This is a genomic window from Streptococcus oralis (assembly GCF_023110435.1).
GTDB classification, from domain to species: Bacteria; Bacillota; Bacilli; order Lactobacillales; family Streptococcaceae; genus Streptococcus; species Streptococcus oralis_CF.
The window spans coordinates 23487-48494 of record NZ_JALDWB010000001.1; the positions used below are offsets into that span (position 1 = coordinate 23487).

Consider the following 25008-nt stretch of genomic DNA (forward strand, 5'->3'; position numbering starts at 1 on the left):
TTAGTCTTCCTTACTTTCATCGAAAAAGGCATGATAGAGAGCCTTGATAGCTGCCTTTTCTTGATCTTTATTGACAACAAACATGATGGAAACTTCGCTTGAACCTTGGGACATCATCTGGATGTTGATTTTATTCTCAGACAAAGCACGTGTTGCAGTAGCAGTTACCCCAATATGACTCTTCATCTTTTCTCCGACAATCATAATGATTGAAAGGTCATGTTCGATTTCGGCATGGTCCACTTCAGCCTTTTGAACGAGCTGACGCAGAATTTCTTCTTCTTTGATAGGAGTCAACTCACGGGAGCGGAGAATGATCGAAAGATCGTCGATACCTGTTGGCATGTGTTCCCATCCGATGTTAAGATCTTCGAGAATTTGCAGAACCTTACGACCAAATCCAACTTCACGGTTCATGAGGTATTTCGACATGTTGATGCTGACAAAGCCAGAATCACCAGCTATTCCAACGACTGGGAATTTATCACTGCTATGTTTTAGAATGATACGAGTACCCGGATGGTCAGGGTTATTGGTGTTTTTGATAACGAGAGGAATTTTCCCACGGTAGGCAGGGAGCAGAGCTTCATCATGAAGAACTGAAAATCCAGCGTAAGCCAACTCACGCATTTCACGGTAGGTCAATTCAGGGATAGAATGAGGCTGGTGAATGATACCTGGATGGGCAGCAAAGATACCATCGACATCTGTAAAGTTTTCGTAGAGGTCGGCTTTGACACCGGCAGCGATGATGGAACCAGTTATGTCGGATCCACCACGGGAGAAGGTACAGATTTGATTTTCCTTAGTGACCCCAAAGAAACCAGGAATAACAAGGACTTCGTTGCTGTCAGCCAAGCCTTCAATCTTGTCATAGCTAGATGGAATGATGCGAGCATTCCCAGGTTCGCTTGTTACGATAATTCCCGCTTCTCTAGGGTGAACATAGCGCGCATCGATGCCGTTTTGGTTAAAGTAGGCTGCAATAAGTTTGGCGTTGTTGTTTTCTCCAGCCGCTAGGAAGGTATCATAGAGAAAGTCATTTTCCTCAATGGGAAGAGTCGCTAAGGCACGGATGCTTTTAGAAATTTTTTCTAGAACTGATGGTTTTAAGCCTAGTTCACTCACCATAGCCGCATAGCGATCGATGATCCAGTTTTGGCTCTTGCTGATATCATTTCCCGCTACATAGTCACGATAGTATTTGATCAAGGCATCTGTAACCTTGGTATCCTCAGAATTGCGTTTACCCGGTGCAGAAACGACCACAAAACGGCGCTCTTTATCGCTTTTAACGATGTTTAAAACTTTTTCTAACTGACTAGCAGAGGCAAGAGAGCTTCCGCCAAATTTTACAACCTTCATAGGGACTCCTCAAGTAAGTATTTTATACGATTATAGCAGAAAGAGGGGCTTTTTTCAATGAAGAAAATAGTATAGTCTTTAGGATAAAGTGAGCGTTTTGATCAGCCGAGACACTTTCGATTGGTTTTCTCTTGCCTCTTTATCTAAAAAAAGGTATACTTTGGCAATGAAATAATTTTATCACCTTATAAAAGGAGAAGCTATGAATCATATCCTATATCAGATCCTAGATGATCTTGCTATCATTACTTTGAATCGTCCCGAAGTTGCAAATGGTTTCCATATCCCAATGTGTGAGGAGATTTTAGAAGCTTTAACCTTAGCAGAACAGGATCAAGCTGTTCAGTTTATCTTGATTAACGCTAATGGGAAGGTCTTTTCAGTTGGAGGAGATTTGGTTGAGATGAAGCGTGCAGTGGATGAGGATGACATTCCTTCTTTGAATAAGATTGCAGAATTAGTCAATACAATTTCATATAAAATCAAGCAAATTCCTAAACCTGTCTTGATGGAGGTAGATGGAGCGGTTGCTGGCGCTGCAGCCAATATGGCAGTGGCAGTCGATTTTTGTTTGGCGACTGATAAGGCTAAGTTTATCCAAGCCTTTGTTGGAGTGGGATTGGCGCCAGACGCTGGTGGAATCCATCTCTTGAGTCGTAGTATCGGGGTAACACGAGCTGCGCAACTTGCCATGACAGGAGAAGCTTTGACTGCGGAAAAAGCACTGGAATGGGGCGTGGTATACCGTGTCTGCGAGGCAGATAAGCTAGAAAAGACAAGAGAACAAGTTCTGAAGAAATTAAGACGAGGCTCAGCAAATTCCTATGCAGCCATTAAGAAGCTAGTTTGGGAAAGCCAATTTAAGGATTGGCAGAATTATGCTGAATTGGAATTAAAACTGCAAGAATCTTTGTCTTTGACTGAAGATTTTAAAGAAGGAGTCCGAGCTCATTCTGAAAGAAGACGACCAAAATTTTCAGGAAAATAAAAAAATACTTGCACAATTCTTTGAAGTTTGATATACTTTTTGTGTCAAATGTTTTGAATACAAAAGTTTTTTTGAGAAGGAGGGAATGCTTTGGACTACCAACAAGTGAATGAGTATTTAACATCTATTTTTAATAATGTCCTTGTGATTGAGGAGGTTAGCTTACGAGGTAGTCGTTTCAAAGACATCTCCATCAAAGAAATGCACACGATTGATGTGATTGGCAAGTTCCCAGAGGTGACACCAAGTAAGGTTTCCAAAGAACTGATGGTCACTCTTGGAACTGTTACGACCAGCTTGAATAATCTCGAAAGAAAAGGTTATGTTGAGCGCATTCGTTCTGATCAGGATCGTCGTGTGGTCTACCTGCATTTGACAAAGAAAGGTCGTTTGGTTCACCGCCTTCATAAACGTTTCCACAAGGCCATGGTCGAGAAAATTATCGATGGCATGAGTTCTGAAGAAATAGAAGTGATGGGCAGGGGCTTGACTAATCTTTATCAATTTTTGGAGGATTTGAAATAATGGCTTTTGCAAAAATAAGCCAGGTTGCTCATTATGTTCCAGAGCAAGTGGTCACTAATCAAGACTTGGCCCAAATCATGGATACAAGCGATGAGTGGATTTCAAGCCGTACAGGAATTAAACAGAGACATATTTCAAAAACGGAGTCAACGAGTGATTTGGCGACAGAAGTTGCCAAGAGTTTGCTGGCTAAGGCGAGCATAAAAGCGGATCAGATTGATTTTATCATTGTAGCGACGATTACCCCAGACTCGATGATGCCTTCTACGGCGGCTCGGGTTCAGGCAAATATCGGAGCTCATAGAGCTTTTGCCTTTGATCTGACGGCAGCTTGCAGTGGCTTTGTATTTGCTCTCTCAACTGCTGAAAAGTTTTTAAGCTCTGGACAGTTCAAGAAAGGGATTGTTATCGGGGCTGAAACCTTATCCAAGGCAGTTGATTGGTCAGATCGTTCGACAGCTGTTCTCTTTGGGGATGGTGCTGGTGGGGTTCTCTTGGAAGTGAGCGAAACACGTCACTTCCTTGTGGAAAGTCTCTATACGGATGGCTCTCGGAGCGAGTGTTTGACCTATGGTCAAACGGCTCTGACTTCGCCCTTCTCAGATCAAGAGGCAGTTCCTGCTTTTTTGAAGATGGATGGACGAGCAGTTTTTGATTTTGCAAATCGAGATGTTGCTAGATCAATCAAAGAGACTATTGAAAATAGTCCAATCGCAGCATCGGACTTGGATTATCTCTTGCTTCATCAGGCAAATATCCGCATTTTGGATAAGATGGCTAAGAAGATCGGTGTAGACCGAGACAAGCTTCCTGCCAATATGATGAAGTATGGAAATACCAGTGCAGCAAGTATCCCGATTTTGCTCTCAGAGTGTGTGGAGAATGGCAAGATTCGTTTAGATGGTAGCCAGACGATTCTCCTATCAGGCTTCGGTGGAGGTTTGACATGGGGCACACTCATTCTTACAATCTAGGTAATCATGTGGTAAACACATAGTTATAAATTTTTTATATTTTAAAGGAGTCCTATCATGGCAGTATTTGAAAAAGTACAAGAAATTATCGTTGAAGAACTTGGGAAAGACGCATCAGAAGTAACACTTGAATCTACTTTTGATGATTTGGATGCAGATTCATTGGACTTGTTCCAAGTAATCTCTGAAATTGAAGATGCTTTTGATATTCAAATCGAAGCAGAAGATAACTTGAAAACAGTTGGTGACTTGGTTGCCTACGTTGAAGAGCAAACAAAATAATTAACATATTACTAGAAGGAGTAGGGGAAACCCACTCCCTCTTGTTTAGGTAATAGTTTGAAACTCAAACGATAAGCTCATCGAACTATTACGTAAGCAAGGAATGATGGAGGCACTATGAAAACACGTATTACAGAATTATTGAACATTGATTATCCTATTTTTCAAGGAGGAATGGCCTGGGTTGCGGATGGTGACTTGGCTGGTGCGGTATCAAAAGCTGGTGGTCTAGGGATCATCGGTGGTGGAAATGCACCTAAAGAGGTCGTAAAGGCTAATATCGATAAAATCAAATCACTTACGGACAAACCTTTTGGTGTCAACATCATGCTCTTGTCACCTTTTGTAGAAGACATCGTTGATCTCGTGATTGAAGAAGGGGTCAAGGTGGTTACAACTGGTGCAGGAAACCCAAGTAAATATATGGCTCGTTTCCATGATGCAGGAATTACAGTGATTCCTGTTGTTCCAAGTGTTGCTTTGGCAAAACGTATGGAAAAAATTGGTGCAGATGCAGTTATTGCAGAAGGAATGGAAGCCGGTGGACACATCGGTAAGTTGACAACCATGACCTTGGTACGCCAAGTTGCTGCAGCTGTTTCAATTCCAGTTATCGCAGCTGGAGGAATTGCGGACGGTGAAGGTGTCGCTGCAGGCTTTATGCTTGGTGCAGAGGCCGTTCAAGTTGGTACGCGTTTCGTAGTAGCTAAGGAATCTAACGCCCACCCAAAATACAAGGAAAAAATCTTAAAAGCGCGTGATATCGATACGACTATTTCAGCTCAACATTTTGGACATGCTGTTCGCGCCATTAAAAATCAGTTGACACGTGACTTTGAGCAGGCTGAAAAAGATGCCTTTAAACAAGAAAATCCAGACTTGGAAATCTTTGAACAAATGGGAGCTGGTGCTCTTGCTAAAGCCGTTGTTCATGGAGATGTAGAAGGTGGATCCGTCATGGCAGGTCAGATCGCTGGTTTGGTTTCTAAAGAGGAAACTGTCGAAGAAATCCTAAAAGATCTATATTATGGCGCAGCCAAGAAAATTCAAGAAGAAGCCTCTCGTTGGGCAGGAGTTGTAAGAAATGACTAAAACAGCCTTTCTATTTGCCGGTCAAGGTGCTCAGTATCTAGGGATGGGGCGTGATCTCTATGATCGCTATCCTATCGTCAAGGAAACAATTGACCAAGCCAGTCAGGTTTTGGGTTATGACCTTCGTGATTTGATTGATAAGGAAGAAGCCAAGTTAAACCAGACTCGCTATACGCAACCAGCTATTTTAGCGACTTCGGTTGCTATTTACCGACTATTGAAAGAAAAGGGCTGCCAGCCAGATATGGTAGCAGGATTGTCTCTTGGGGAATATTCTGCTCTTGTAGCAAGTGGTGCCTTGGACTTTGAGGATGCAGTTGCTTTGGTTGCTAAGCGTGGTGCTTATATGGAAGAAGCTGCACCTGCAGGCTCTGGTAAGATGGTTGCCGTTCTTAATACTCCAGTTGAAGTGATTGAGGAAGCTTGTGAAACAGCCTCTAAAGTTGGAGTAGTGACTCCAGCTAACTACAACACCCCAAGCCAAATCGTTATCGGTGGTGAGGTGGCTGCGGTTGACCGCGCAGTTGAACTCTTGCAGGAAGCAGGAGCAAAACGATTGATTCCTTTAAATGTATCTGGTCCTTTCCATACAGCCCTTCTTGAGCCAGCCAGTCAGCAACTAGCTGGAGCTCTTGAGGGAGTGAGTTTCTCTGACTTTACTTGCCCGCTAGTCGGCAATACGGAAGCTGCTGTTATGGAAAAAGATCGAATCCAAGAGCTTTTGACGCGTCAGGTAAAAGAACCTGTTCGTTTTTATGAAAGTATTGCTGTGATGCAGGATGCTGGGGTAACCAACTTTATTGAAATTGGTCCTGGTAAGGTCCTATCAGGCTTTGTCAAAAAAATCGATAAAACAGCTCAGCTAGCTAACGTTGAAGACCAAGCAAGCTTGGATGCTTTGTTAGGAAACTAATGATCCCTTCTCCCACAAAATACAACAGGAAATAGGAGAAATAGAATGCAACTTACAAACAAAAATGTCTTTGTAACAGGTTCAAGTCGTGGTATCGGACTTGCCATTGCTCACAAATTTGCCCAACTAGGTGCTAATGTAGTCTTGAATAGCCGCGGAGCAATCTCAGAAGAATTGCTGACTGAGTTTTCAAACTACGGTGTCAAGGTGGTCCCAATCTCAGGTGATGTTTCAGACTTTGCAGATGCTAAACGTATGGTAGATCAAGCAATTGCAGAACTCGGTTCTGTTGATGTCTTGGTCAACAATGCTGGGATCACTCAAGATACGCTTATGCTCAAGATGACCGAAGAAGACTTTGAAAAAGTGATTAAGATCAACTTGACAGGTGCCTTTAACATGACTCAAGCAGTCTTGAAACAGATGATCAAGGCGCGTGAAGGAGCAATTATCAACATGTCCAGTGTGGTTGGTCTGATGGGAAATATCGGACAAGCCAACTATGCGGCTTCCAAGGCTGGTTTGATTGGTTTTACCAAGTCAGTAGCACGTGAAGTTGCCAATCGCAATGTACGCGTAAATGCTCTTGCACCAGGGATGATCGAATCGGATATGACTGCTGTTTTGTCTGATAAGGTCAAGGAAGCGACATTGGCTCAAATCCCAATGAAACATTTTGGACAAGCAGAACATATCGCAGATGCTACAGTGTTCCTGGCTGGACAGGATTATTTGACTGGACAAGTTCTCGCTGTTGATGGCGGACTTAGCATGTAAAAAATAAGGAAAGATATAGGTAAGACAGATGAAACTAAATCGAGTTGTAGTAACAGGTTACGGATTGACCTCTCCTATCGGAAATACTCCAGAAGAATTTTGGAACAGTTTGCAAACTGGGAAAATTGGAATTGGAGAAATCACTAAGTTTGACCACAGCGAATTTGCTGTGCACAATGCAGCAGAAGTCCAAGATTTCCCATTTGATAAATACTTTGTCAAAAAAGATACCAACCGTTTTGACAACTATTCTTTGTATGCCTTGTATGCGGCTCAAGAAGCGGTGACAAATGCAAATCTTGATGTAGAAGCAATCGATAAAGATCGCTTTGGTGTCATCGTGGCTTCTGGTATTGGGGGAATTAAAGAAATCGAAGATCAGATTATCCGTCTTCATGAAAAAGGTCCAAAACGCGTTAAACCAATGACACTTCCAAAAGCCTTACCAAATATGGCTTCAGGAAATGTTGCTATGTGTTTCGGAGCAAACGGTATCTGTAAATCAATCAATACAGCCTGTGCCTCATCAAATGATGCCATTGGGGATGCCTTCCGCTCTATCAAGTTTGGTTTCCAAGATGTCATGTTAGTTGGTGGATCAGAAGCTTCTATCACTCCATTTGCCATTGCCGGTTTCCAAGCTTTGACAGCTCTTTCTACGACAGAAGATCCTACCCGTGCTTCTATTCCATTTGATAAAGACCGTAACGGCTTTGTCATGGGAGAAGGTTCTGGAATGCTGGTTCTTGAGAGTCTGGAACACGCTGAAAAACGTGGTGCGACTATCTTAGCTGAAGTGGTTGGTTATGGAAATACCTGTGATGCTTACCACATGACTTCCCCACATCCAGAAGGCCAAGGCGCGATTAAGGCTATTAAACTGGCTTTGGAAGAAGCAGAAATTTCTCCAGAGCAAGTGGCTTATGTAAATGCCCATGGAACTTCAACTCCTGCTAATGAAAAAGGAGAAAGTGGCGCAATCGTAGCTGTTCTTGGTAAAGAAGTACCTGTATCTTCAACCAAGTCCTTTACAGGACACTTGCTTGGGGCTGCAGGAGCGGTAGAAGCCATCGCTACAATCGAAGCCATGCGCCATAACTTCGTGCCAAAAACAGCTGGAACAAGTGAATTGTCAGACTATATCGAAGCGAATGTCGTTTATGGACAAGGCTTGGAGCAAGAAATCCCTTATGCTATTTCAAACACTTTTGGTTTTGGTGGACACAATGCGGTTCTTGCTTTCAAACGTTGGGAGAATAAATAATTATGAATTTAAATGAGATCAAGGACTTGATGGCTCAATTCGACCAATCAAGTTTGAGAGAATTTTCTTATAAAAATGGACAGGACGAATTGCAGTTCAGTAAGAATGAAGCAAGAATGACTTCTGAAACGCCAGCTCAAGTTGCTCCAGCGCCAACTGCAGTAGCTGCAAGTCCAGTAGTTTCTGCCCCTTCAACTCCAGTAGAGAGTGCTGTGGAAGAAGCACCAGCACCAGCTGAAACGACGGTTGCTCCAGAGGGTGATGTCGTTGAAAGTCCACTTGTAGGGGTGGCTTACTTGGCCGCTGGACCAGATAAACCTGCCTTTGTCACAGTTGGAGACAGTGTTAAAAAAGGTCAGACTTTGGTGATCATCGAAGCCATGAAAGTCATGAATGAGATTCCTGCACCTAAGGATGGCGTGGTGACAGAAATTCTCGTTTCAAATGAAGAAATGGTTGAGTTCGGTAAAGGATTGGTACGTATCAAATGATCGATATTCAAGGAATCAAAGAAGCTCTACCCCATCGCTACCCTATGCTCCTAGTGGACCGTGTCTTGGAAGTGAGCGAGGATACCATTGTTGCCATTAAAAATGTCACCATCAACGAACCTTTCTTCAATGGCCATTTTCCACAATACCCAGTCATGCCAGGTGTTCTTATCATGGAAGCCTTGGCTCAGACTGCTGGTGTCTTGGAATTGTCCAAACCTGAAAACAAAGGAAAGTTAGTCTTCTACGCTGGAATGGACAAGGTTAAGTTCAAGAAGCAAGTTGTACCAGGTGATCAATTAGTCATGACGGCTACTTTTGTCAAACGTCGTGGTACCATTGCCGTGGTTGAAGCAAAGGCTGAAGTAGATGGCAAGCTTGCAGCGAGTGGTACTCTTACCTTTGCAATTGGAAACTAAGGAGGTTCTCCATGTTTCGTAAAATTTTAATTGCCAATCGTGGTGAGATTGCGGTTCGCATTATTCGAGCTGCGCGTGAATTAGGCATTGCGACCGTAGCAGTCTATTCAACTGCTGATAAGGAAGCTCTTCACACACTTCTAGCGGATGAAGCTATCTGTATCGGACCTGGTAAGGCGACAGAATCTTATCTCAATATCAATGCGATTTTATCTGCTGCAGTCCTAACAGAGGCAGAAGCCATCCACCCAGGTTTTGGATTTCTTAGCGAAAACTCCAAGTTTGCTACTATGTGTGATGAAGTGGGAATTAAGTTCATCGGTCCTTCTGGAGCCGTAATGGATACCATGGGAGATAAGATCAATGCGCGTGAGCAAATGATCAAGGCTGGGGTTCCAGTTATCCCAGGATCTGATGGTGAAGTTCACACGGCTGAAGAGGCACTTGCAGTTGCAGAAAAGATTGGCTACCCAGTCATGCTCAAGGCATCGGCAGGTGGTGGTGGAAAAGGGATTCGTAAGGTTGAAAAGGCAGAAGACTTGGTCGCGGCCTTTGAAACAGCATCCAGTGAAGCCAAGGCCAACTTTGGAAATGGCGCAATGTATCTTGAGCGTGTGATTTATCCAGCTCGTCATATCGAAGTTCAGATTCTTGCGGACCAAGAGGGTCATGTTGTCCATCTTGGTGAACGGGATTGTTCACTCCAACGGAATAACCAAAAGGTCTTAGAAGAAAGCCCATCCATTGCGATTGGCAAAACCCTTCGTAATGAAATTGGTGCTGCAGCCGTTCGTGCAGCAGAGTCTGTAGGCTATGAAAATGCAGGGACGATTGAATTTCTTCTCGATGAAGCGAGTGGCAATTTCTACTTCATGGAAATGAATACTCGTGTGCAAGTTGAACACCCAGTCACAGAGTTTGTTTCAGGTGTGGATATCGTGAAGGAACAGATTCGCATTGCTGCCGGGCAACCCTTGCCTTTCAAACAAGAAGATATCGTCCTACGAGGTCATGCTATCGAGTGCCGGATCAATGCGGAAAATCCAGCATTTAACTTTGCTCCAAGCCCAGGGAAAATTACCAATCTCTATCTACCAAGTGGTGGAGTTGGCTTGCGCGTGGACTCAGCAGTTTATCCAGGTTATACCATTCCTCCTTACTATGATAGTATGATTGCTAAAATCATTGTTCATGGGGAGAATCGTTTTGATGCATTGATGAAGATGCAACGGGCACTTTATGAACTTGATATTGAAGGAGTGCAAACCAATGCAGACTTCCAGTTGGATCTGATTTCAGACCGCCGAGTTATCGCTGGTGACTACGATACTTCCTTCTTGATGGAAACTTTCTTGCCAAAATACCAAGAAAAAGAATAGACTTTCAAACAGAATGAGAACTAAAAGGGGGAGTTATGGCTCTATTTAGTAAAAAGGATAAGTATATTCGGATCAATCCTAACCGTTCCGTAAGGCAGAAACCACAAGCCAAGCCTGAGGTTCCGGATGAACTCTTCTCCCAGTGTCCTGGTTGTAAACACACCATTTACCAAAAGGATCTTGGGAGCGAACGAATTTGTCCCCATTGTAGCTATACTTTCCGTATTTCAGCTCAGGAACGCTTGGATTTGACGATTGATTCTGACAGCTTTGTAGAGATGTTTACGGGTATTGAAACTCAAGATCCATTAAACTTTCCTGGCTACCAGAAAAAACTTGCTACTATGCGTGAAAAAACAGGACTGGATGAAGCTGTCCTGACTGGTACAGCTAACATCAAGGGGCAAAAAGTTGCCCTTGGAATCATGGATTCTAACTTTATCATGGCTTCTATGGGAACCGTTGTGGGTGAAAAAATCACGCGCTTGTTTGAGTATGCGACGATAGAAAACTTACCAGTCGTACTCTTCACAGCTTCCGGTGGAGCCCGTATGCAAGAAGGAATCATGAGCTTGATGCAGATGGCTAAGATTTCTGCGGCAGTTCAACGTCATTCCAAGGCAGGACTTTTTTACCTGACTATTTTGACGGATCCGACAACAGGCGGAGTGACAGCTTCTTTTGCTATGGAAGGTGACATTATCCTAGCAGAGCCCCAGAGTTTAGTTGGTTTTGCAGGGCGTCGTGTTATCGAAAATACAGTTCGTGAGACCTTGCCGGATGACTTCCAAAAAGCAGAGTTCCTGCTTGAACATGGATTTGTTGATGCAATTGTCAAACGTAGAGATCTACCAGAAACAATTGCTAAATTAGTGAGATTGCATGGAGGAAGTCGCGGATGAATATTGCAAAAATAGTCAGAGAGGCACGCGAGCAAAGTCGCTTGACAGCCCTTGATTTTGCCAGTGGAATCTTCGATGAATTTATCGAATTGCATGGAGACCGCTCTTTCCGAGATGATGGTGCGGTCATTGGTGGAATTGGCTGGTTAGGTGACCAAGCGGTCACAGTCGTCGGTATCCAAAAGGGGAAGAGTCTTCATGATAACCTCAAACGGAACTTTGGGCAACCCCATCCAGAAGGCTATCGCAAGGCTCTTCGTTTGATGAGACAGGCAGAAAAATTTGGTCGTCCAGTTGTAACCTTCATTAACACTGCTGGAGCTTACCCAGGTGTTGGAGCTGAGGAACGTGGACAAGGGGAAGCAATCGCTCGAAACCTGATGGAAATGAGCGACCTCAAGGTTCCAATCATCGCGATTATTATCGGTGAAGGAGGGTCTGGAGGTGCATTAGCACTAGCCGTTGCTGACCGTGTCTGGATGCTGGAAAATTCGATCTATGCTGTACTCAGCCCAGAAGGCTTTGCCTCTATCCTTTGGAAGGATGGAAGCCGTGCCATGGAAGCGGCAGAGTTGATGAAAATCACTTCACACGAACTCCTAGAAATGGGGATCGTTGACAAGGTAATCTCAGAAGCAGGGCTTTCCAGTAAGGAACTGCAAGCTCGTGTTAAAAATGAATTGCGTGCAGAGCTTGACCGCTTGCAAGGATTAGCCTTGGAACAGCTCCTCGAAGAACGTTACCAACGGTTTAGAAAATACTAAAAAGAAAGCTAGAACTGAGTAAAGGTTCTAGCATTTTTTCTAGAGAACATACATTTCAGGACGAAAAATTGACAGTTGAGGAGATGGACTATAAAATAGACAAAAAAGAACTATACTATAAATGCAAGCCTACAACAATCTATTTTAAGGAGATACTTGCAACGACAGGTACAGAAACATTTACAGTTCTTTCATCTGAGGATTTAGAGCAAACTTCAGGTAGTCTTGCTGTTTGGGAAGATGGATATGGTAGATGGTTATATTATAGAGAATTTGCTTCCTATATGGGGCAAGGGGCACTTAATTCTTATAGGGATGCTTGGAAGTACGGCTTCCGAGCAGGATAATCTTTCAAAAAAAGTACGATGAGAAACACAAAGAAACTAAGACAGTTTGGAATATTTTTGCTTATTATTTTACTATCTACCTATTTACCACAAACAATTGGATTGTATGCGGCAATCATTTTAGGGTTAGGCGCTGATGCCTATTCTCTTATTTTAACAATAGGATTAGTAGGAAGTTTCCTTCTATTAATTTGGTGGTTAAAAAAGCAAAAGATGCTCTTTATCTTTGAGAAAAAGAGCTGGAACTGGTCATTTGTCTTCTATTTATTTGCAAGTTATGTGGTTTACCAGATTCTCGGTAATTTTTGGGTACGCTATGCTCATTTGATTAATCATAGGAATATTCATGATGTCTATTTTGCGGTGGTACTTTCAAATGGACAACCAACTGTTCTATCTACAGTTCTTAGTTTTATCTTAACAGTCGTTATTGGTCCTATTTTGGAAGAGACGCTTGACCGTGGTTATTTTATGAACACCTTCTTTACTAAGTCAAAGTACTATTTAGATGTCATCTTATCAGGCCTTATCTTTGGACTTAGTCATTTGATACTATCTCACCGGGACCCAATTAGTTTATTATATTATAGTCTGATTGGTTTCTTTTTTGCCCTTGTTTATCGTTCTACCGACAATCTTCGATTGACCATTCTCTGTCATAGTTTTTTCAACTTTCTCATTTATGCAAAACCTATCTGGATTTTTGTTTATAATTATGTCTATTACCACTTTTTTAGATAGTGGAAGGCAAAGAAAAAAGTGTTTGATAATTGTCAAACACTTTTTTTGTTTACTGTTCTTCGGTTACAAACTGGCTGAGCAGTCCATTGATAAAACGGGCAGATTTTTGATCTGAGAAGTCCTTTGCAAGCTCGATAGCTTCGTTAACAGCAACCAACTGTGGAGTGTCAAATGAAGTGATTTCAAAAACTCCCAAGCGAAGGAGATTTCTCTCCACGAGTGTTAAACGCTCGATGGTCCAACCTGCTTTTAGATGTTGTGTGATTTGCTTGTCTAGTTCTTCCTTTTTAGTTTGAACACCAGAAACGAGCTCTGTCAAAAAGGCTGGGAGTTGCACATCCGTATCTTCACGATCGTGTGTGTAGGCGAAACGACAAGCAGTTTCGACGTCTGTATCAAACTCAAGACTCATAAGAGCTTGAAAGGCACACTTACGGAGCTCACGTCTAGATTCTAATAGTGGACTAGTCATTGAGGAAGTCCTCATCAAACAAGTCTTTCAAGTCTGGTTTTGGTGTTTTATCTGGAACAATACCTGCAACGTGGATATTGATAGCAGCGAGTTCTACATCAGCCATATTGCGGACTGCATCTTTGACAGCTTTTTGGATAGCAACAGCTACCTTAGGAACTTTTACTCCGTACTCAAGGTAGAGGTAGATATCTGCTGTGAGTTCTTCGTCCACGTTTTTAAGATAAACGCCGCGGCCGAGTGAAAGTTTTGAAAGGGTATCAGATACTGATTTGTTTGAAAAAGAGTGTACGCCCTCTACCTTTGCAGTAGCAACAGCAATGATTTTTTCAAGTACACGTGGGGCGATAACGATTTCGCCAAGTTGTTCTTCAATTCCCATAGAATGACCTCTTTCTAGAGATTAGGCACGAGAAACGTAAGTTCCTTCTGCAGTGTTGATAACGAGTTTTTGTCCTGCTTCGATGAAGTCTGGAACGTTTACGACAAGTCCAGTTTCCATCGTTGCTGGTTTACCAGAACCTGTAACAGTAGCACCTTTGATAGATGGTTGAGTTTCTGCAACTGTCAATTCAACAGTAGTTGGTACAGTTACACCGATTACTTCAGTTCCGTAGAATTGGATTTTCACATCAGAGTTTTCAAGGATGTAAAGCAATTCGTTTTCAACGTTGACTACAGGGATTTCGTATTGGTCGTAAGTTTCTGTGTTCATGAAGTAGGCTGTGTCATCCATTTTGTACAAGTATTGAGCTGGGACAGTCTCGATGATGGCTTGTTCAAATTTTTCCTCTGGACGGTAGCTTGTGTCAAATGTAGAACCAGTACGGACATCACGCAATTTCATACGCATAATCGTGTTTCCTTTACCTGGTTTGTGGTGGCTAGCTTCCAAAACGCGGATCAATTTTCCGTCTGCAGTTTCAAATGTCATACCAGCTTTTAATTTACTTGCTTCAATCATGTTTTTACCTCTTTAATAAATATTATTACTCTTCATTTTACCATAAAATACTCTGGAAATAAAGCCAAAATAGTTATTGGGAGTTGGTAGAGAAGAAAAAACCAACCTTAGGGCTGGTTTTGTTCTGTCTAGTTTTCTTTCAACTTCGCCAATTCCTGTGCAAGGAGTTTGAGGGCAACTTGTGGGTTGGCTTGACCTTTGGTAGCTTTCATAAGGAATCCTGTGAAGGCCTTGTCTGCGTTGCGTTTACCTGATTTGAAGTCGGCAACGGCAGCTTCGTTATCCGCAAAGATTTGGTGGATAATTGGAATCAAGATAGCTGGATCTGAGATTTGGACCATACCTGCTTTTTCAACGTATTCACGCGCACCACCGCCATTTTTAGCCAGGTGGACAAAGACTTTCTTGGCAATCTTAGAAGAGATAGTGCCGTCTTCGATGATGGCAATCATTTCAACCAAGTTTTCTGGTGTCAATTCGATTTGTTCGAGAGTTTTGCCTTCTGCGTTCAAGAATTGAGCGACTTCACCTTGGAGCCAGTTAGAGACTTGTTTGGCATCACCACCTAGGGCGACAGCTTTTTCAAAGAAGTCAGAAGTGACTTTGTTTGCTGTCAACTGGCTAGCATCGTAGTCTGACAAACCAAGGTCAGATACGTAGCGAGCACGGCGTTCTTTTGGAAACTCTGGCAATTCTGTTCGCATTTCCTCAATCCACTCATCTGAGATTTCAAAGAGTGGTAGGTCTGGTTCTGGGAAGTAGCGGTAGTCTGCAGCACCTTCCTTGACACGCATGAGGATGGTTGCTTTGTTGGCTTCATCGTAACGACGTGTTTCTTGGCGGATTTGGCCACCTGAGCGAAGGATTTCAGCTTGACGTTGCACTTCGTATTCGAGACCCTTGCGAACATTTGAGAAGGAGTTGAGGTTCTTCAACTCAGTCTTGGTACCGAATTTTTCTTGACCATAAGGACGAAGGGAGATGTTGGCATCAACACGCATAGAACCTTCTTCCATCTTAACGTCAGAAATGCCAGCGTACTGGATGACTTCCTTTAGGGCTGTTAGATAAGCGTAGGCTTCTTCAGGAGAACGCATGTCAGCTTCAGATACGATCTCAATCAAGGGCACTCCTTGGCGGTTGAGGTCTACATAGGAGTAGCCATCTGTACCGTGGGTGTTTTTACCAGCATCTTCCTCTAAGTGGGCACGTTCGATACCGATTTTCTTGGTTGTACCGTCTTCTAGCTCCACTTCAATCCAGCCGTTATAACCGATTGGCTCATCAAACTGAGAAATTTGGTAGGCTTTGGGATTATCAGGATAGAAGTAGTTCTTGCGGTCAAAGTGCATCTTTTTGTGGATGTCCATGTTGAGGGCAAGAGCAGCTTTGATACCGGCATCGACAACACCTTTATTGAGAACTGGCAGAACTCCTGGGAAAGACCAGTCAATCACGTTAGTGTTGGCATTTTGGTCATTTCCAAAGTGGGCAGAAGTAGGTGAGAAGATTTTTGAATTGGTGTTAAGCTCTACGTGGACTTCAAGTCCAATGACTGTTTCAAAGTTCATTAGTTGTCACCTCCAAAAATCACGGGTTGTTGTTTGTGGTAGTCTGTTGATGCTTCAAAAGCAGCAGCAGCTTGGTAAATAGTTTCTTCTGAGTATTTAGGACCGATCAATTGGAGTCCGACAGGTAGACCTTGAGCAAATCCAGCAGGAATCGAAATCCCTGGAAGACCTGCCAAGTTGACAGGGATGGTCAAAAGATCTGCCAAGTACATGGCAACTGGGTCGTGGTTGAGGGAGTCCAAATCGTAGGCAACGCTTGGAGCAGTTGGTCCCAAAATCAAGTCGTAATCCGCAAAGACTTTTTCGAAATCTTGAATGATGAGGGTACGGACCTGTCCAGCCTTCTTGTAGTAGGCGTCGTAGTAACCTGATGAAAGGCTGAAAGTACCCAGCATGATACGGCGTTTTACTTCTTCACCGAAACCTTGACTACGGCTGTTTACATAGATTTCATCAAGGTTAGTCGCATCCTCTGCGCGGTAGCCGTAACGGATACCGTCAAAGCGTTGCAAGTTTGATGAAGCTTCTGATGAAGCAATGATGTAGTAAACGGCAACCCCGTATTTAGAATGAGGAAGGCTGACTTCTTCGACGATAGCACCGAGTTTTTCAAAGTGTTTGGCCGCGTTCAGGATAGTTTCTTTAACTTCTGGGTCAATTCCTTCACCAAGGTATTCCTTAGGCAAAGCAATTTTCATGCCCTTGATGTCTTGGCCGATTTTTGAAGTAAAGTCGGCAATGCGGACAGGAGCAGAAGTAGAGTCTCTAGCATCTTCGCTGGCAATAGCGTTGAGCAAGAGGGCATTTTCCTTAACAGTTGGTGCAAAAGGTCCGATTTGGTCTAGCGAGCTACCGAAGGCAATGAGACCAAAACGTGAAACCGTTCCGTAGGTTGGTTTGAGACCAACGATCCCGTTGAAGGCAGCAGGTTGGCGGATGGAACCACCAGTATCAGAACCAAGCGACAAGCGGACTTGCCCTGACGCTACAGCTGCAGCAGAACCACTTGATGAACCACCAGGAACCTTGCTGTGATCCCAAGCGTTTTTAGTGGCACCGTAGTGAGAAGTCTCACCAGAACCACCCATGGCAAACTCGTCCATGTTGGTTTTCCCAACAACAATCATACCTTTAGCTTTGGCATTGGCAACGGCTGTCGCATCAAAGATAGGCTCGTAGTTGTAGAGCATTTTTGAGGCTGCAGTTGTGAGGGTACCATCTGTAGAGATATTATCTTTAACGGCAAGTGGAATTCCTGAAAGGATATTACCAGCGTCAATTCCTACTTGGTCAATGGCTTTGGCTTGAGCAAGAGCTTGATCCTCGGCGATGGTGACAAATGAATTGAGGGCTTCCTCACGAGACTTGATATCTTCAAGTGTTGCTTGGGTCAATTCAGTTGCTGAAATCTCCTTAGAGACAAGGAGATTGTGCAAGTCTTCAATAGTTTTGTTATTAAAAGTCATTAGGCATCTCCTCCATCATCTAGGATAGCTGGTACCTTGATATAGTAGTTATCTTTTTCAGGTACGTTTTTAAACAAGCGATCACGGTCTGTTCCTTCTTCGGCCACATCAGGTCGGAGTACGGTCTTGCGGTCTGCCATGGTTGTAGTAGGTGCGACACCAGTTGTGTCGACTTCGCCCAGCAACTCAACCATATCAACAATTTTAGACAAGGTTGTCGCAAAGGCAGCAGTTTCTTCTTCAGAGAATCTTAATTTTGAAAGATTGGCAACGTGTGTTACCTCTTCTTGCGTAATTTTCATCTTGCATCCTTTCGTGAAATGATGATTTTTAGTCTGTTCTATTTTACCATATTTTCCTATAAATAAGCTAAGGCAAACTGAAAAGAAATAGAAATTGAAAAATCGCTTTTAATTCGCTATAATAGTTAAACTAAAAGAAAAATTGAGTGAGACTAGAGATTAATGTAGGAAGAATTCCTCGAAAGATGAGTTAGGATAGAAAATATGCTACATAATTTTTTTACAAGATTCCAAACCGTTCCTCCTCCCATTTCGCTCTTTTGGTATGGGGTTATGATGCTTGTCTTAGTGCTTTGTATTTATGGAGCACTTGCTTATCACAAAAATCCGAAATTCGTCCGCTTGTTTAAGGGGATTCAGATCCTCCAGTTACTAGCCCTATATAGTTGGTATGTTGGTTTTGGGATTCCATTTTCTAATAGCCTTCCATTTTATCATTGTCGTTTGGCTATGTTTGCGGTGGTTTTCTTGCCAGATAAATGGCGGAGCAAGCAATACTTTGCCCTCTTAGGAGCAAGTGGAGCGGTCTTTGCCTTGGTTTACCCCGTTTTTGACCCCTATGATTTCCCCCATATCACCAGTTTTTCATTTTTGATTGGACACTATACCCTTTTGGTGAATTCCTTGGTCTACTTGATGAATCACTATGACAAGAGTCTACTCAAGAAATATATGATAGTAGCCTACACCTTTGTTCTCAATCTCTTTCTAATTGGGGTTAATCAGCTGACTGGTGGAAATTATGGCCTCTTAAGAGATACACCATTTATCTCGAATGCTCCTCTATGGATAAAGTACCTCCTTGTGTCGGTTATTCTTTCTCTAGCTTTGCTTCTCTTTGATATCTTGTTCAAGAAACGGTGGAAAAAGAGAAATCAGGTGAAATCTGTGCTCTAGCTTACCTTTTTCATCGGATGAGCAATTGAAAAACTCCCCAAAATCCGATATAATGGAGAGTTGAAAGGAATAGTAAAATCCAATGTAAAAATCATTCTTAGCTACTGAAACAACTAAAAATAGAAAATCAAAGAAAGAGAACTTATGACTATTCAAGAAGAAATTAAGAAACGTCGTACCTTTGCCATCATCTCCCACCCGGATGCCGGGAAAACAACTATCACTGAGCAGTTGCTCTACTTTGGGGGCGAGATTCGTGAGGCTGGTACGGTTAAAGGAAAGAAAACAGGGACTTTTGCCAAGTCTGACTGGATGGATATTGAGAAACAACGTGGGATTTCGGTCACGTCATCTGTTATGCAGTTTGACTACGATGGTAAGCGCGTCAACATCCTTGATACACCAGGGCACGAGGACTTCTCAGAAGATACTTATCGTACCTTGATGGCGGTGGATGCTGCGGTCATGGTCGTGGACTCTGCCAAGGGTATCGAGGCCCAAACCAAGAAATTGTTTGAGGTTGTGAAGCACCGTGGGATTCCCGTCTTTACCTTTATGAACAAGCTGGACCGTGACGGTCGTGAGCCACTGGACCTCTTGCAAGAACTAGAAGAAGTCCTAGGGATTGCCAGCTACCCTATGAACTGGCCAATCGGGATGGGGAAAGCTTTTGAGGGCTTGTATGACCTCTATAACCAACGTTTAGAACTTTATAAAGGGGATGAGCGTTTTGCCAGTCTGGAAGAAGGGGACAAGCTCTTTGGCAGCAATCCTTTCTACGAACAAGTTAAGGAAGATATTGAGCTTTTGAATGAAGCTGGAAATGAATTCTCAGAGGAGGCCATTCTTGCTGGAGAATTGACACCTGTCTTCTTCGGTTCAGCCCTGACAAATTTTGGTGTGCAGACCTTCCTCGAAACTTTCTTGAAATTTGCTCCAGAGCCACATGGACACAAGAAAACAGATGGCGAAATTGTGGACCCTTATGACAAGGATTTCTCTGGATTTGTCTTTAAAATCCAAGCCAACATGGACCCTCGACACCGTGACCGTATCGCCTTTGTCCGTATTGTATCGGGCGAATTTGAGCGTGGGATGAGTGTCAATCTGCCTCGTACTGGTAAGGGTGCCAAGCTTTCGAATGTTACCCAGTTTATGGCGGAAAGTCGTGAGAATGTGACCAACGCTGTAGCAGGAGATATCATCGGGGTTTACGATACAGGTACTTATCAGGTTGGAGACACTTTGACGGTTGGAAAAAACAAGTTTGAATTTGAACCACTGCCAACCTTTACCCCTGAGATTTTCATGAAAGTTTCTGCTAAGAACGTCATGAAGCAAAAATCCTTCCACAAGGGAATTGAGCAGTTGGTACAAGAGGGAGCCATTCAGCTTTATACTAACTACCAAACAGGCGAGTACATGCTGGGCGCTGTAGGTCAACTTCAGTTTGAAGTCTTCAAGCACCGTATGGAAAATGAATACAATGCGGAAGTGGTCATGAGCCCGATGGGTAAAAAGACTGTTCGTTGGATCAAGCCTGAGGACTTGGATGAACGCATGTCATCTAGTCGTAATATCTTGGCTAAGGACCGCTTTGACCAACCTGTCTTCCTCTTCGAAAATGACTTTGCCCTCCGCTGGTTTGCGGATAAGTACCCAGACGTAGAGTTGGAAGAGAAGATGTAACTCAGTACCAACAATTGGAACTAAAGTTCCTAATTGTTGGACGCTAGTCGCTATTTGGCGAACTAGCTAACTGCCTCACTAACTCATCGGCGAAAAATAATCGTTTTCGCCTCTTCGTGTCGTAGGAAACTGAATTTTGATGATTGTGTAACAATCTAAGTAACTAACGCCAAGTTACTATTGAACTTGGCTAGGCGCTCCACTAGTAAAGTTTTACGAATATTATGGATTCGTAAAACTTTACGTCGTAACAGTTCGATGATAAGGTTATTCTAACTGCCTTACTAACTACGTTTGTCAAATAGAATCGATTTGCCAAACTCAGTGTCGTAATCTAACAATCGGTAACCGCTATGGCAGCTCCCCTAAACACTTCATTAGGAAAAGTCCCCGAATGATTTTGATTCGTGGAATTTGGATTTATTTTCATATAGTAAAGGTAATTGAAGTCAAAGGTAAATTAAAAACCTCAGAGAAATCATGTTACATGAATTCTTCTGAGGTTTTTCTAGTTTCCATATTTCTGATAAAAATCGACCTTGACCTGAATGAAGGTTTCGGCTTCGCGTAGTAGCTGCAGGAGGGTGGCACGGGTCTCAAACTCCTCACGTGTTTTAGGGAGACTCCGATTGCGGAAGACTTGCAGATAGCGTTCGATGTCATCAAGTAGATCGTGAGCAGGATTGGTCTGGCTTAGCTGGGTAGCAATCTTAGAAAAGAGCTGGGCCAAGATCAAACTTTCACTTGCGGCTAGGTGACAAGTATTGATCTGCTGGGCCATATTTCGCAGGATACGACTTTGCCGTTGCCTCATCTCAAAGTAGTGGATATGGTAGTCCGTCTGGTGAAAGAGGTGGTCTGAGTGATCCAAATAGACCAGTTTGAGAGCTTCATCGAGGAGTCTGTCTAATTGGTCAACGAGTTGGGCTTGATTGCGTCCGTCTCCCCTCGACAGATAGTACTTAAAGCGAAGGAGGATGCCTTTTAACTTTTCTTCGACTTGAAGGTGGTAGCTTTGGATGGCTTTATCACGAGAGGGCATATAAAGGTTGACCAATAGAGCAAAGCTCGTCCCGATGAGAAAGAGGAGTACTTCATTGAGCAAGAGCTCTGGAGAGGTAGACTCTTGTACCAAAAGATGACTGACCAAGACACTGCTAGGGGTGATGCCAATTTCCCAACCCATTTTATAGGCTAGGGGCACGTAGAGAGCCAGATAGAGCCCGAGGCTCCAGATGTGAAAGCCTGTCAGTTGAAAGGCTAGAACACCGATAGCCAGTGCTAGGAGCATGGAAAAGAGGCGGTTACGTGCCAATTTCAGTGTGCTTCTGCGCGTGTCGGATAGGCTTAAGAGGGAGATAATTCCAGCTGAAACCGCTGATGATAAATCTAAAAAATAAGCTAGAAAACAAGCGAGGCAGGTCGCTAAGATCAGTTTTGTCGTACGTTGGGTTATAGACATGAGAATTTCCTATAATACTAGAATAAGAGTATAAAAGACAAGGCTTGGAAGACTTGTCTTAAAAAATCTATTTTTTACGTGCCGACGCGTACTCAGCTACTGCTGTAAAGAGGACGTCGGTAGAAGAGTTTAGGGCCGTTTCGCAGGAATCTTGGACGACACCGATGACAAAACCAACTCCGACTACCTGCATAGCAACGTCATTTGAAATCCCAAAGAGACTACAAGCGACGGGAATGAGGAGGAGTGATCCGCCAGCGATTCCAGAAGCTCCGCAGGCAGAAATAGCAGCCACTACACTGAGTACAAAAGCTGTACCAAAGTCGACAGAGATTCCTAGCGTATTGACTGCAGCTAGAGTCAGAATGTTAATGGTTACGGCTGCGCCAGCCATGTTAATAGTGGAGCCAAGGGGGATAGAAACAGAGTAGGTGTCAGGATTCAGTCCCAAGTCTTGGCAGAGTTTCATATTGACAGGGATATTGGCGGCAGAGCTACGAGTGAAGAAGGCTGTAATACCACTGACACGTAGGCATTTCAAAACAAGGGGATAGGGATTTTTCCTCATAAAGAGAAAGGCGATGAGTGGGTTGACGATGAGAGCTACAAAAGCCATGGTAGCAATCAAGAGTCCCAGTAGCATCCCATAGTTGGCTAGACTGGCAATGCCTTTGTCAGAGATGGTCTTGAACACCAAGCCCATAATTCCGAAAGGTGCCAAATTGATAATCCACTCCACAATCTTGGAAGTTACTCCTGCCATGGTTTTGAGCAATTCCTTGCTGTTTTTGCTAGCTTCTCTCATAGCAAGTCCAAAGACAACAGCCCAGGATAGGATTCCAATATAGTTGGCTTTGACGATGGCATTGAGGGGATTGTCCACGAGATTCAGCAGGAGGTTGCTGAGAACTTGACCGATGCCGTCTGGTGGGGCAATCTCTGTGCTCGCACTGCTGAGAGTAATCTGGACGGGGAAGAGAAAACTAGCCAGTACAGCAATCAAGGCAGCTGCAAAGGTACCGAGTAGATAGAGAAAAATAACGGTCTTCATATTGGTATCTTGCCCTTTTTGATGTTGTGAGAGGGCATTTGCGACGAGGGTAAAGACCAAGACAGGAGCGATGGCTTTCAGACCCCCAACGAATAGGTCACCGAGAATGCCGAGCCCCGACAGACTAGGAAAAAGTAGCCCTAGAGAGGCTCCAAGAAGCATGCCGATTAGGATACGTTTGATGAGGCTGGCCTTGTTCCAGGCTCGAATGATTTTTTTCATAATAGTCTCCTTCAAAATGTATTGTTTATGATTATAGTATAAATATGCCGTTGAGGCAAGTCTTTTTTTTTTTTGAGTTTGGGGGAATATCGGAATATTTATGAGGGATTTGAACGGGATGATTTGTGGTATAATACTAAAAAGGAGTTTTATATGCAAGATTTTTTTCAACGCTATTTTGATAAACTTGATTTAACAACCATTTTAGAGAATCTCTTGACCAAGCTGATTTCTCTTTTGATTTTGTTTTTACTATTTTATATAGCTAAAAAGATGCTTCATGCGACTGTACGAAAGATTGTCAAGCCCTCGCTTAAATTTTCAAATCGAGATGCAGGAAGACAAAAGACCATTTCTCGTTTGCTTGAGAATATCTTTAACTACACCCTTTATTTCTTTTTAATCTACTGTATCTTGTCCATTTTGGGCTTGCCAGTTTCCAGCCTCCTTGCTGGGGCAGGGATTGCTGGGGTTGCCATTGGGATGGGTGCACAAGGTTTTCTGTCTGATGTTATCAATGGTTTCTTCATCCTCTTTGAACGCCAGCTTGATGTGGGCGACGAAGTGGTCCTCACAAATGGTCCTATTACCGTATCTGGAAAGGTTGTCAGTGTAGGAATCCGTACGACCCAACTTCGCAGTGACGACCAAGCCCTTCACTTTGTTCCCAACCGAAATATCACTGTTGTCAGCAACTTCTCTCGTACAGAGTAGGTCTGCTATTTTGGCAGATTTGTGGTACAATAGAAAGAGTTTGGTAAAGGAGAGAGTATGCTATTTGTAGAGAAAAAACTAGGTCATGATTGTACCTGGATAGACCTTGATGTGGACAAGATTAAAAATATGGAAGATCTTTCTGACATCTATGGATTGGACAAGGAAACCATCGAGTATGCTCTAGATAGAAATGAACGAGCCCACATGGATTATAACCGTGAAACGGGGACGGTAACCTTCATTTATAATGTTCTTGATTTAGAAAAAGACAAAGAATATTATGAAGCGATTCCAATGACCTTTATCGTTGAAAAACAACGGCTGATTACTATCAGCAATCACAAGAATACTTATGTGATTAAACGCATGGCGACCTATCTTGAAAGCCATGAAATTATTTCCATCTACAAATTTCTTTTTGCCAGTTTAGAGATTATTAGTAATGCTTATTATCCAGTTATTGAAGAGATGGATAAAAGTAAGGATGAAATCAGTGCACTTCTTCGTCAAAAAACAACTAAAAAAAATCTTTTTGCCCTCTCTGACTTGGAAACCGGTATGGTTTACCTGACAGCTGCTGCCAAACAAAATCGTCTCCTCTTGGAACATATCCAAGGGCATGCTCTTTATCGCAATCTTAATGAGGTAGAAAGAGAGCAGTTTGATGATGCTATGATTGAAGCCCATCAGTTGGTTTCGATGACAGACTTGATTTCTCAAGTTTTGCAACAACTCTCAGCCTCTTACAACAACATCCTAAATAATAATTTGAATGATAATTTGACAACTTTGACCATTATCTCAGTCTTGCTGGCTATCCTTGCGGTTATTACAGGATTCTTCGGAATGAATGTTCCTTTACCGTTTACAGATGAACCGAATGCTTGGATTTATATTTTATTAGCCAGTCTAATTTTATGGGCAGTCTTAGCTCAATGTTTAAAGAAAATTGCTAGAAATTAAAAAGAAAAG

Annotated in this window: 28 protein-coding genes; 19 read left to right on the top strand and 9 right to left on the bottom strand. The window is 43.0% G+C overall.

Going from position 1 to position 25008, the window contains the following annotated elements:
• Positions 1 to 1365, bottom strand: a complete 1365-nt coding sequence (locus M1F97_RS00120) for an aspartate kinase (protein WP_247943796.1) — start codon at positions 1363 to 1365, stop codon at positions 1 to 3.
• Between the two features lie 202 nt (positions 1366 to 1567).
• Between M1F97_RS00120 and M1F97_RS00125 the strand changes: the two genes are divergently transcribed.
• From M1F97_RS00125 to M1F97_RS00195, 15 genes are all read left to right on the top strand, one after another.
• Positions 1568 to 2353 (top strand): enoyl-CoA hydratase, encoded by a 786-nt coding sequence (locus M1F97_RS00125; RefSeq protein WP_093586704.1) that lies wholly within the window; start codon positions 1568 to 1570, stop codon positions 2351 to 2353.
• 90 nt (positions 2354 to 2443) lie between these two features.
• The gene (gene fabT / locus M1F97_RS00130; RefSeq protein WP_247943797.1) at positions 2444 to 2878 is read left to right on the top strand and encodes a fatty acid biosynthesis transcriptional regulator FabT; all 435 of its coding nucleotides are present in this window, start codon (positions 2444 to 2446) and stop codon (positions 2876 to 2878) included.
• A complete protein-coding gene (locus M1F97_RS00135) occupies positions 2878 to 3852 on the top strand; it encodes a beta-ketoacyl-ACP synthase III (RefSeq protein ID WP_247943798.1) in 975 nt (324 codons plus the stop codon). The genes fabT and M1F97_RS00135 overlap by 1 nt, the downstream gene beginning before the upstream one ends.
• Positions 3853 to 3909: 57 nt before the next feature.
• Complete coding sequence (locus M1F97_RS00140; protein ID WP_000257840.1) at positions 3910 to 4134, top strand: acyl carrier protein; 225 nt, start codon at positions 3910 to 3912, stop codon at positions 4132 to 4134.
• Positions 4135 to 4251: 117 nt separating this feature from the next.
• Positions 4252 to 5226: an enoyl-[acyl-carrier-protein] reductase FabK gene (gene fabK, locus M1F97_RS00145; protein WP_125827468.1), complete on the top strand. Its 975-nt coding sequence runs from the start codon at positions 4252 to 4254 to the stop codon at positions 5224 to 5226.
• On the top strand, positions 5219 to 6139 hold the full coding sequence (fabD, locus tag M1F97_RS00150; protein WP_247943799.1) for an ACP S-malonyltransferase: 921 nt from the start codon (positions 5219 to 5221) through the stop codon (positions 6137 to 6139). The genes fabK and fabD overlap by 8 nt, the downstream gene beginning before the upstream one ends.
• A gap of 45 nt (positions 6140 to 6184) precedes the next feature.
• Positions 6185 to 6916, top strand: coding sequence for a 3-oxoacyl-[acyl-carrier-protein] reductase (fabG, locus tag M1F97_RS00155; RefSeq protein ID WP_247943800.1), 732 nt, complete (start codon positions 6185 to 6187; stop codon positions 6914 to 6916).
• 28 nt (positions 6917 to 6944) lie between these two features.
• Positions 6945 to 8180: a beta-ketoacyl-ACP synthase II gene (gene fabF / locus M1F97_RS00160; protein WP_247943801.1), complete on the top strand. Its 1236-nt coding sequence runs from the start codon at positions 6945 to 6947 to the stop codon at positions 8178 to 8180.
• 2 nt (positions 8181 to 8182) lie between these two features.
• A complete protein-coding gene (gene accB, locus M1F97_RS00165) occupies positions 8183 to 8671 on the top strand; it encodes an acetyl-CoA carboxylase biotin carboxyl carrier protein (protein WP_247943802.1) in 489 nt (162 codons plus the stop codon).
• Positions 8668 to 9090 carry a 3-hydroxyacyl-ACP dehydratase FabZ gene (gene fabZ / locus M1F97_RS00170; RefSeq protein WP_000565515.1) on the top strand — a complete coding sequence of 141 codons (423 nt, stop codon included), beginning with the start codon at positions 8668 to 8670 and terminating at the stop codon, positions 9088 to 9090. The genes accB and fabZ overlap by 4 nt, the downstream gene beginning before the upstream one ends.
• 11 nt (positions 9091 to 9101) lie before the next feature.
• Positions 9102 to 10469, top strand: a complete 1368-nt coding sequence (gene accC / locus M1F97_RS00175) for an acetyl-CoA carboxylase biotin carboxylase subunit (protein WP_000488665.1) — start codon at positions 9102 to 9104, stop codon at positions 10467 to 10469.
• Between the two features lie 35 nt (positions 10470 to 10504).
• Positions 10505 to 11371: an acetyl-CoA carboxylase, carboxyltransferase subunit beta gene (gene accD, locus M1F97_RS00180; RefSeq protein WP_247943803.1), complete on the top strand. Its 867-nt coding sequence runs from the start codon at positions 10505 to 10507 to the stop codon at positions 11369 to 11371.
• A complete protein-coding gene (locus M1F97_RS00185) occupies positions 11368 to 12135 on the top strand; it encodes an acetyl-CoA carboxylase carboxyl transferase subunit alpha (RefSeq protein WP_247943804.1) in 768 nt (255 codons plus the stop codon). The genes accD and M1F97_RS00185 overlap by 4 nt, the downstream gene beginning before the upstream one ends.
• A 152-nt stretch (positions 12136 to 12287) precedes the next feature.
• Positions 12288 to 12482, top strand: a complete 195-nt coding sequence (gene briC / locus M1F97_RS00190) for a biofilm-regulating peptide BriC (protein WP_247944305.1) — start codon at positions 12288 to 12290, stop codon at positions 12480 to 12482.
• 18 nt (positions 12483 to 12500) lie between these two features.
• The gene (locus M1F97_RS00195; RefSeq protein WP_247943805.1) at positions 12501 to 13223 is read left to right on the top strand and encodes a CPBP family intramembrane glutamic endopeptidase; all 723 of its coding nucleotides are present in this window, start codon (positions 12501 to 12503) and stop codon (positions 13221 to 13223) included.
• A gap of 49 nt (positions 13224 to 13272) precedes the next feature.
• Here the strand turns inward: M1F97_RS00195 and nusB are convergent, their stop codons facing one another.
• The 6 genes from nusB to gatC all read right to left on the bottom strand — a co-directional run bounded on the left by nusB (position 13273) and on the right by gatC (position 17998).
• Positions 13273 to 13695 (bottom strand): transcription antitermination factor NusB, encoded by a 423-nt coding sequence (gene nusB, locus M1F97_RS00200; protein ID WP_084971775.1) that lies wholly within the window; start codon positions 13693 to 13695, stop codon positions 13273 to 13275.
• Positions 13688 to 14077 (bottom strand): Asp23/Gls24 family envelope stress response protein, encoded by a 390-nt coding sequence (locus M1F97_RS00205; RefSeq protein WP_000510598.1) that lies wholly within the window; start codon positions 14075 to 14077, stop codon positions 13688 to 13690. Before M1F97_RS00205 ends, nusB begins: the two co-directional genes overlap by 8 nt.
• A 21-nt stretch (positions 14078 to 14098) precedes the next feature.
• Positions 14099 to 14659, bottom strand: coding sequence for an elongation factor P (gene efp / locus M1F97_RS00210; RefSeq protein ID WP_000568640.1), 561 nt, complete (start codon positions 14657 to 14659; stop codon positions 14099 to 14101).
• Between the two features lie 128 nt (positions 14660 to 14787).
• Positions 14788 to 16230, bottom strand: a complete 1443-nt coding sequence (gene gatB / locus M1F97_RS00215; protein WP_247943806.1) for an Asp-tRNA(Asn)/Glu-tRNA(Gln) amidotransferase subunit GatB — start codon at positions 16228 to 16230, stop codon at positions 14788 to 14790.
• Complete coding sequence (gene gatA / locus M1F97_RS00220; RefSeq protein WP_247943807.1) at positions 16230 to 17696, bottom strand: Asp-tRNA(Asn)/Glu-tRNA(Gln) amidotransferase subunit GatA; 1467 nt, start codon at positions 17694 to 17696, stop codon at positions 16230 to 16232. The genes gatB and gatA overlap by 1 nt, the downstream gene beginning before the upstream one ends.
• Entirely contained in the window at positions 17696 to 17998 is a 303-nt protein-coding gene (gatC, locus tag M1F97_RS00225) for an Asp-tRNA(Asn)/Glu-tRNA(Gln) amidotransferase subunit GatC (protein WP_000705419.1), read from the bottom strand. The genes gatA and gatC overlap by 1 nt, the downstream gene beginning before the upstream one ends.
• A gap of 204 nt (positions 17999 to 18202) precedes the next feature.
• On the opposite strand from gatC, the gene M1F97_RS00230 reads away from it, so the two are divergent.
• Both M1F97_RS00230 and M1F97_RS00235 read left to right on the top strand, forming a co-directional pair.
• The gene (locus M1F97_RS00230) at positions 18203 to 18895 is read left to right on the top strand and encodes a YwaF family protein (protein WP_247943808.1); all 693 of its coding nucleotides are present in this window, start codon (positions 18203 to 18205) and stop codon (positions 18893 to 18895) included.
• Between the two features lie 144 nt (positions 18896 to 19039).
• Entirely contained in the window at positions 19040 to 20584 is a 1545-nt protein-coding gene (locus M1F97_RS00235; RefSeq protein ID WP_247943809.1) for a peptide chain release factor 3, read from the top strand.
• Positions 20585 to 21092: 508 nt separating this feature from the next.
• Here the strand turns inward: M1F97_RS00235 and M1F97_RS00240 are convergent.
• Together M1F97_RS00240 and sstT are read right to left on the bottom strand one after the other, a co-directional pair.
• On the bottom strand, positions 21093 to 22046 hold the full coding sequence (locus M1F97_RS00240) for an aromatic acid exporter family protein (RefSeq protein ID WP_247943810.1): 954 nt from the start codon (positions 22044 to 22046) through the stop codon (positions 21093 to 21095).
• 67 nt (positions 22047 to 22113) lie between these two features.
• Complete coding sequence (gene sstT / locus M1F97_RS00245) at positions 22114 to 23319, bottom strand: serine/threonine transporter SstT (protein ID WP_247943811.1); 1206 nt, start codon at positions 23317 to 23319, stop codon at positions 22114 to 22116.
• Positions 23320 to 23472: 153 nt separating this feature from the next.
• Between sstT and M1F97_RS00250 the strand changes: the two genes are divergently transcribed.
• Positions 23473 to 24033, top strand: coding sequence for a mechanosensitive ion channel family protein (locus tag M1F97_RS00250; protein ID WP_001150567.1), 561 nt, complete (start codon positions 23473 to 23475; stop codon positions 24031 to 24033).
• Positions 24034 to 24090: 57 nt separating this feature from the next.
• On the top strand, positions 24091 to 24999 hold the full coding sequence (locus tag M1F97_RS00255) for a magnesium transporter CorA family protein (protein WP_247943812.1): 909 nt from the start codon (positions 24091 to 24093) through the stop codon (positions 24997 to 24999).
• The last annotated feature ends 9 nt before the right edge of the window (positions 25000 to 25008 follow it).

Bases quoted from the DNA above. Each gene is read 5' to 3' on its own strand.
- gatC (WP_000705419.1), bottom strand. From the start codon at position 17,998: ATGAAAATTACGCAAGAAGAGGTAACACACGTTGCCAATCTTTCAAAA.
- M1F97_RS00235 (WP_247943809.1), top strand. From the start codon at position 19,040: ATGACTATTCAAGAAGAAATTAAGAAACGTCGTACCTTTGCCATCATC.
- efp (WP_000568640.1), bottom strand. From the start codon at position 14,659: ATGATTGAAGCAAGTAAATTAAAAGCTGGTATGACATTTGAAACTGCA.
- M1F97_RS00250 (WP_001150567.1), top strand. From the start codon at position 23,473: ATGCAAGATTTTTTTCAACGCTATTTTGATAAACTTGATTTAACAACC.
- M1F97_RS00135 (WP_247943798.1), top strand. From the start codon at position 2,878: ATGGCTTTTGCAAAAATAAGCCAGGTTGCTCATTATGTTCCAGAGCAA.
- fabK (WP_125827468.1), top strand. From the start codon at position 4,252: ATGAAAACACGTATTACAGAATTATTGAACATTGATTATCCTATTTTT.
- M1F97_RS00140 (WP_000257840.1), top strand. From the start codon at position 3,910: ATGGCAGTATTTGAAAAAGTACAAGAAATTATCGTTGAAGAACTTGGG.
- M1F97_RS00120 (WP_247943796.1), bottom strand. From the start codon at position 1,365: ATGAAGGTTGTAAAATTTGGCGGAAGCTCTCTTGCCTCTGCTAGTCAG.
- fabZ (WP_000565515.1), top strand. From the start codon at position 8,668: ATGATCGATATTCAAGGAATCAAAGAAGCTCTACCCCATCGCTACCCT.
- M1F97_RS00205 (WP_000510598.1), bottom strand. From the start codon at position 14,077: ATGGGAATTGAAGAACAACTTGGCGAAATCGTTATCGCCCCACGTGTA.
- nusB (WP_084971775.1), bottom strand. From the start codon at position 13,695: ATGACTAGTCCACTATTAGAATCTAGACGTGAGCTCCGTAAGTGTGCC.
- M1F97_RS00195 (WP_247943805.1), top strand. From the start codon at position 12,501: ATGAGAAACACAAAGAAACTAAGACAGTTTGGAATATTTTTGCTTATT.
- M1F97_RS00125 (WP_093586704.1), top strand. From the start codon at position 1,568: ATGAATCATATCCTATATCAGATCCTAGATGATCTTGCTATCATTACT.
- fabD (WP_247943799.1), top strand. From the start codon at position 5,219: ATGACTAAAACAGCCTTTCTATTTGCCGGTCAAGGTGCTCAGTATCTA.
- fabF (WP_247943801.1), top strand. From the start codon at position 6,945: ATGAAACTAAATCGAGTTGTAGTAACAGGTTACGGATTGACCTCTCCT.
- gatB (WP_247943806.1), bottom strand. From the start codon at position 16,230: ATGAACTTTGAAACAGTCATTGGACTTGAAGTCCACGTAGAGCTTAAC.
- M1F97_RS00230 (WP_247943808.1), top strand. From the start codon at position 18,203: ATGCTACATAATTTTTTTACAAGATTCCAAACCGTTCCTCCTCCCATT.
- M1F97_RS00255 (WP_247943812.1), top strand. From the start codon at position 24,091: ATGCTATTTGTAGAGAAAAAACTAGGTCATGATTGTACCTGGATAGAC.
- accC (WP_000488665.1), top strand. From the start codon at position 9,102: ATGTTTCGTAAAATTTTAATTGCCAATCGTGGTGAGATTGCGGTTCGC.
- M1F97_RS00240 (WP_247943810.1), bottom strand. From the start codon at position 22,046: ATGTCTATAACCCAACGTACGACAAAACTGATCTTAGCGACCTGCCTC.
- fabG (WP_247943800.1), top strand. From the start codon at position 6,185: ATGCAACTTACAAACAAAAATGTCTTTGTAACAGGTTCAAGTCGTGGT.
- accD (WP_247943803.1), top strand. From the start codon at position 10,505: ATGGCTCTATTTAGTAAAAAGGATAAGTATATTCGGATCAATCCTAAC.
- gatA (WP_247943807.1), bottom strand. From the start codon at position 17,696: ATGACTTTTAATAACAAAACTATTGAAGACTTGCACAATCTCCTTGTC.
- accB (WP_247943802.1), top strand. From the start codon at position 8,183: ATGAATTTAAATGAGATCAAGGACTTGATGGCTCAATTCGACCAATCA.
- M1F97_RS00185 (WP_247943804.1), top strand. From the start codon at position 11,368: ATGAATATTGCAAAAATAGTCAGAGAGGCACGCGAGCAAAGTCGCTTG.
- sstT (WP_247943811.1), bottom strand. From the start codon at position 23,319: ATGAAAAAAATCATTCGAGCCTGGAACAAGGCCAGCCTCATCAAACGT.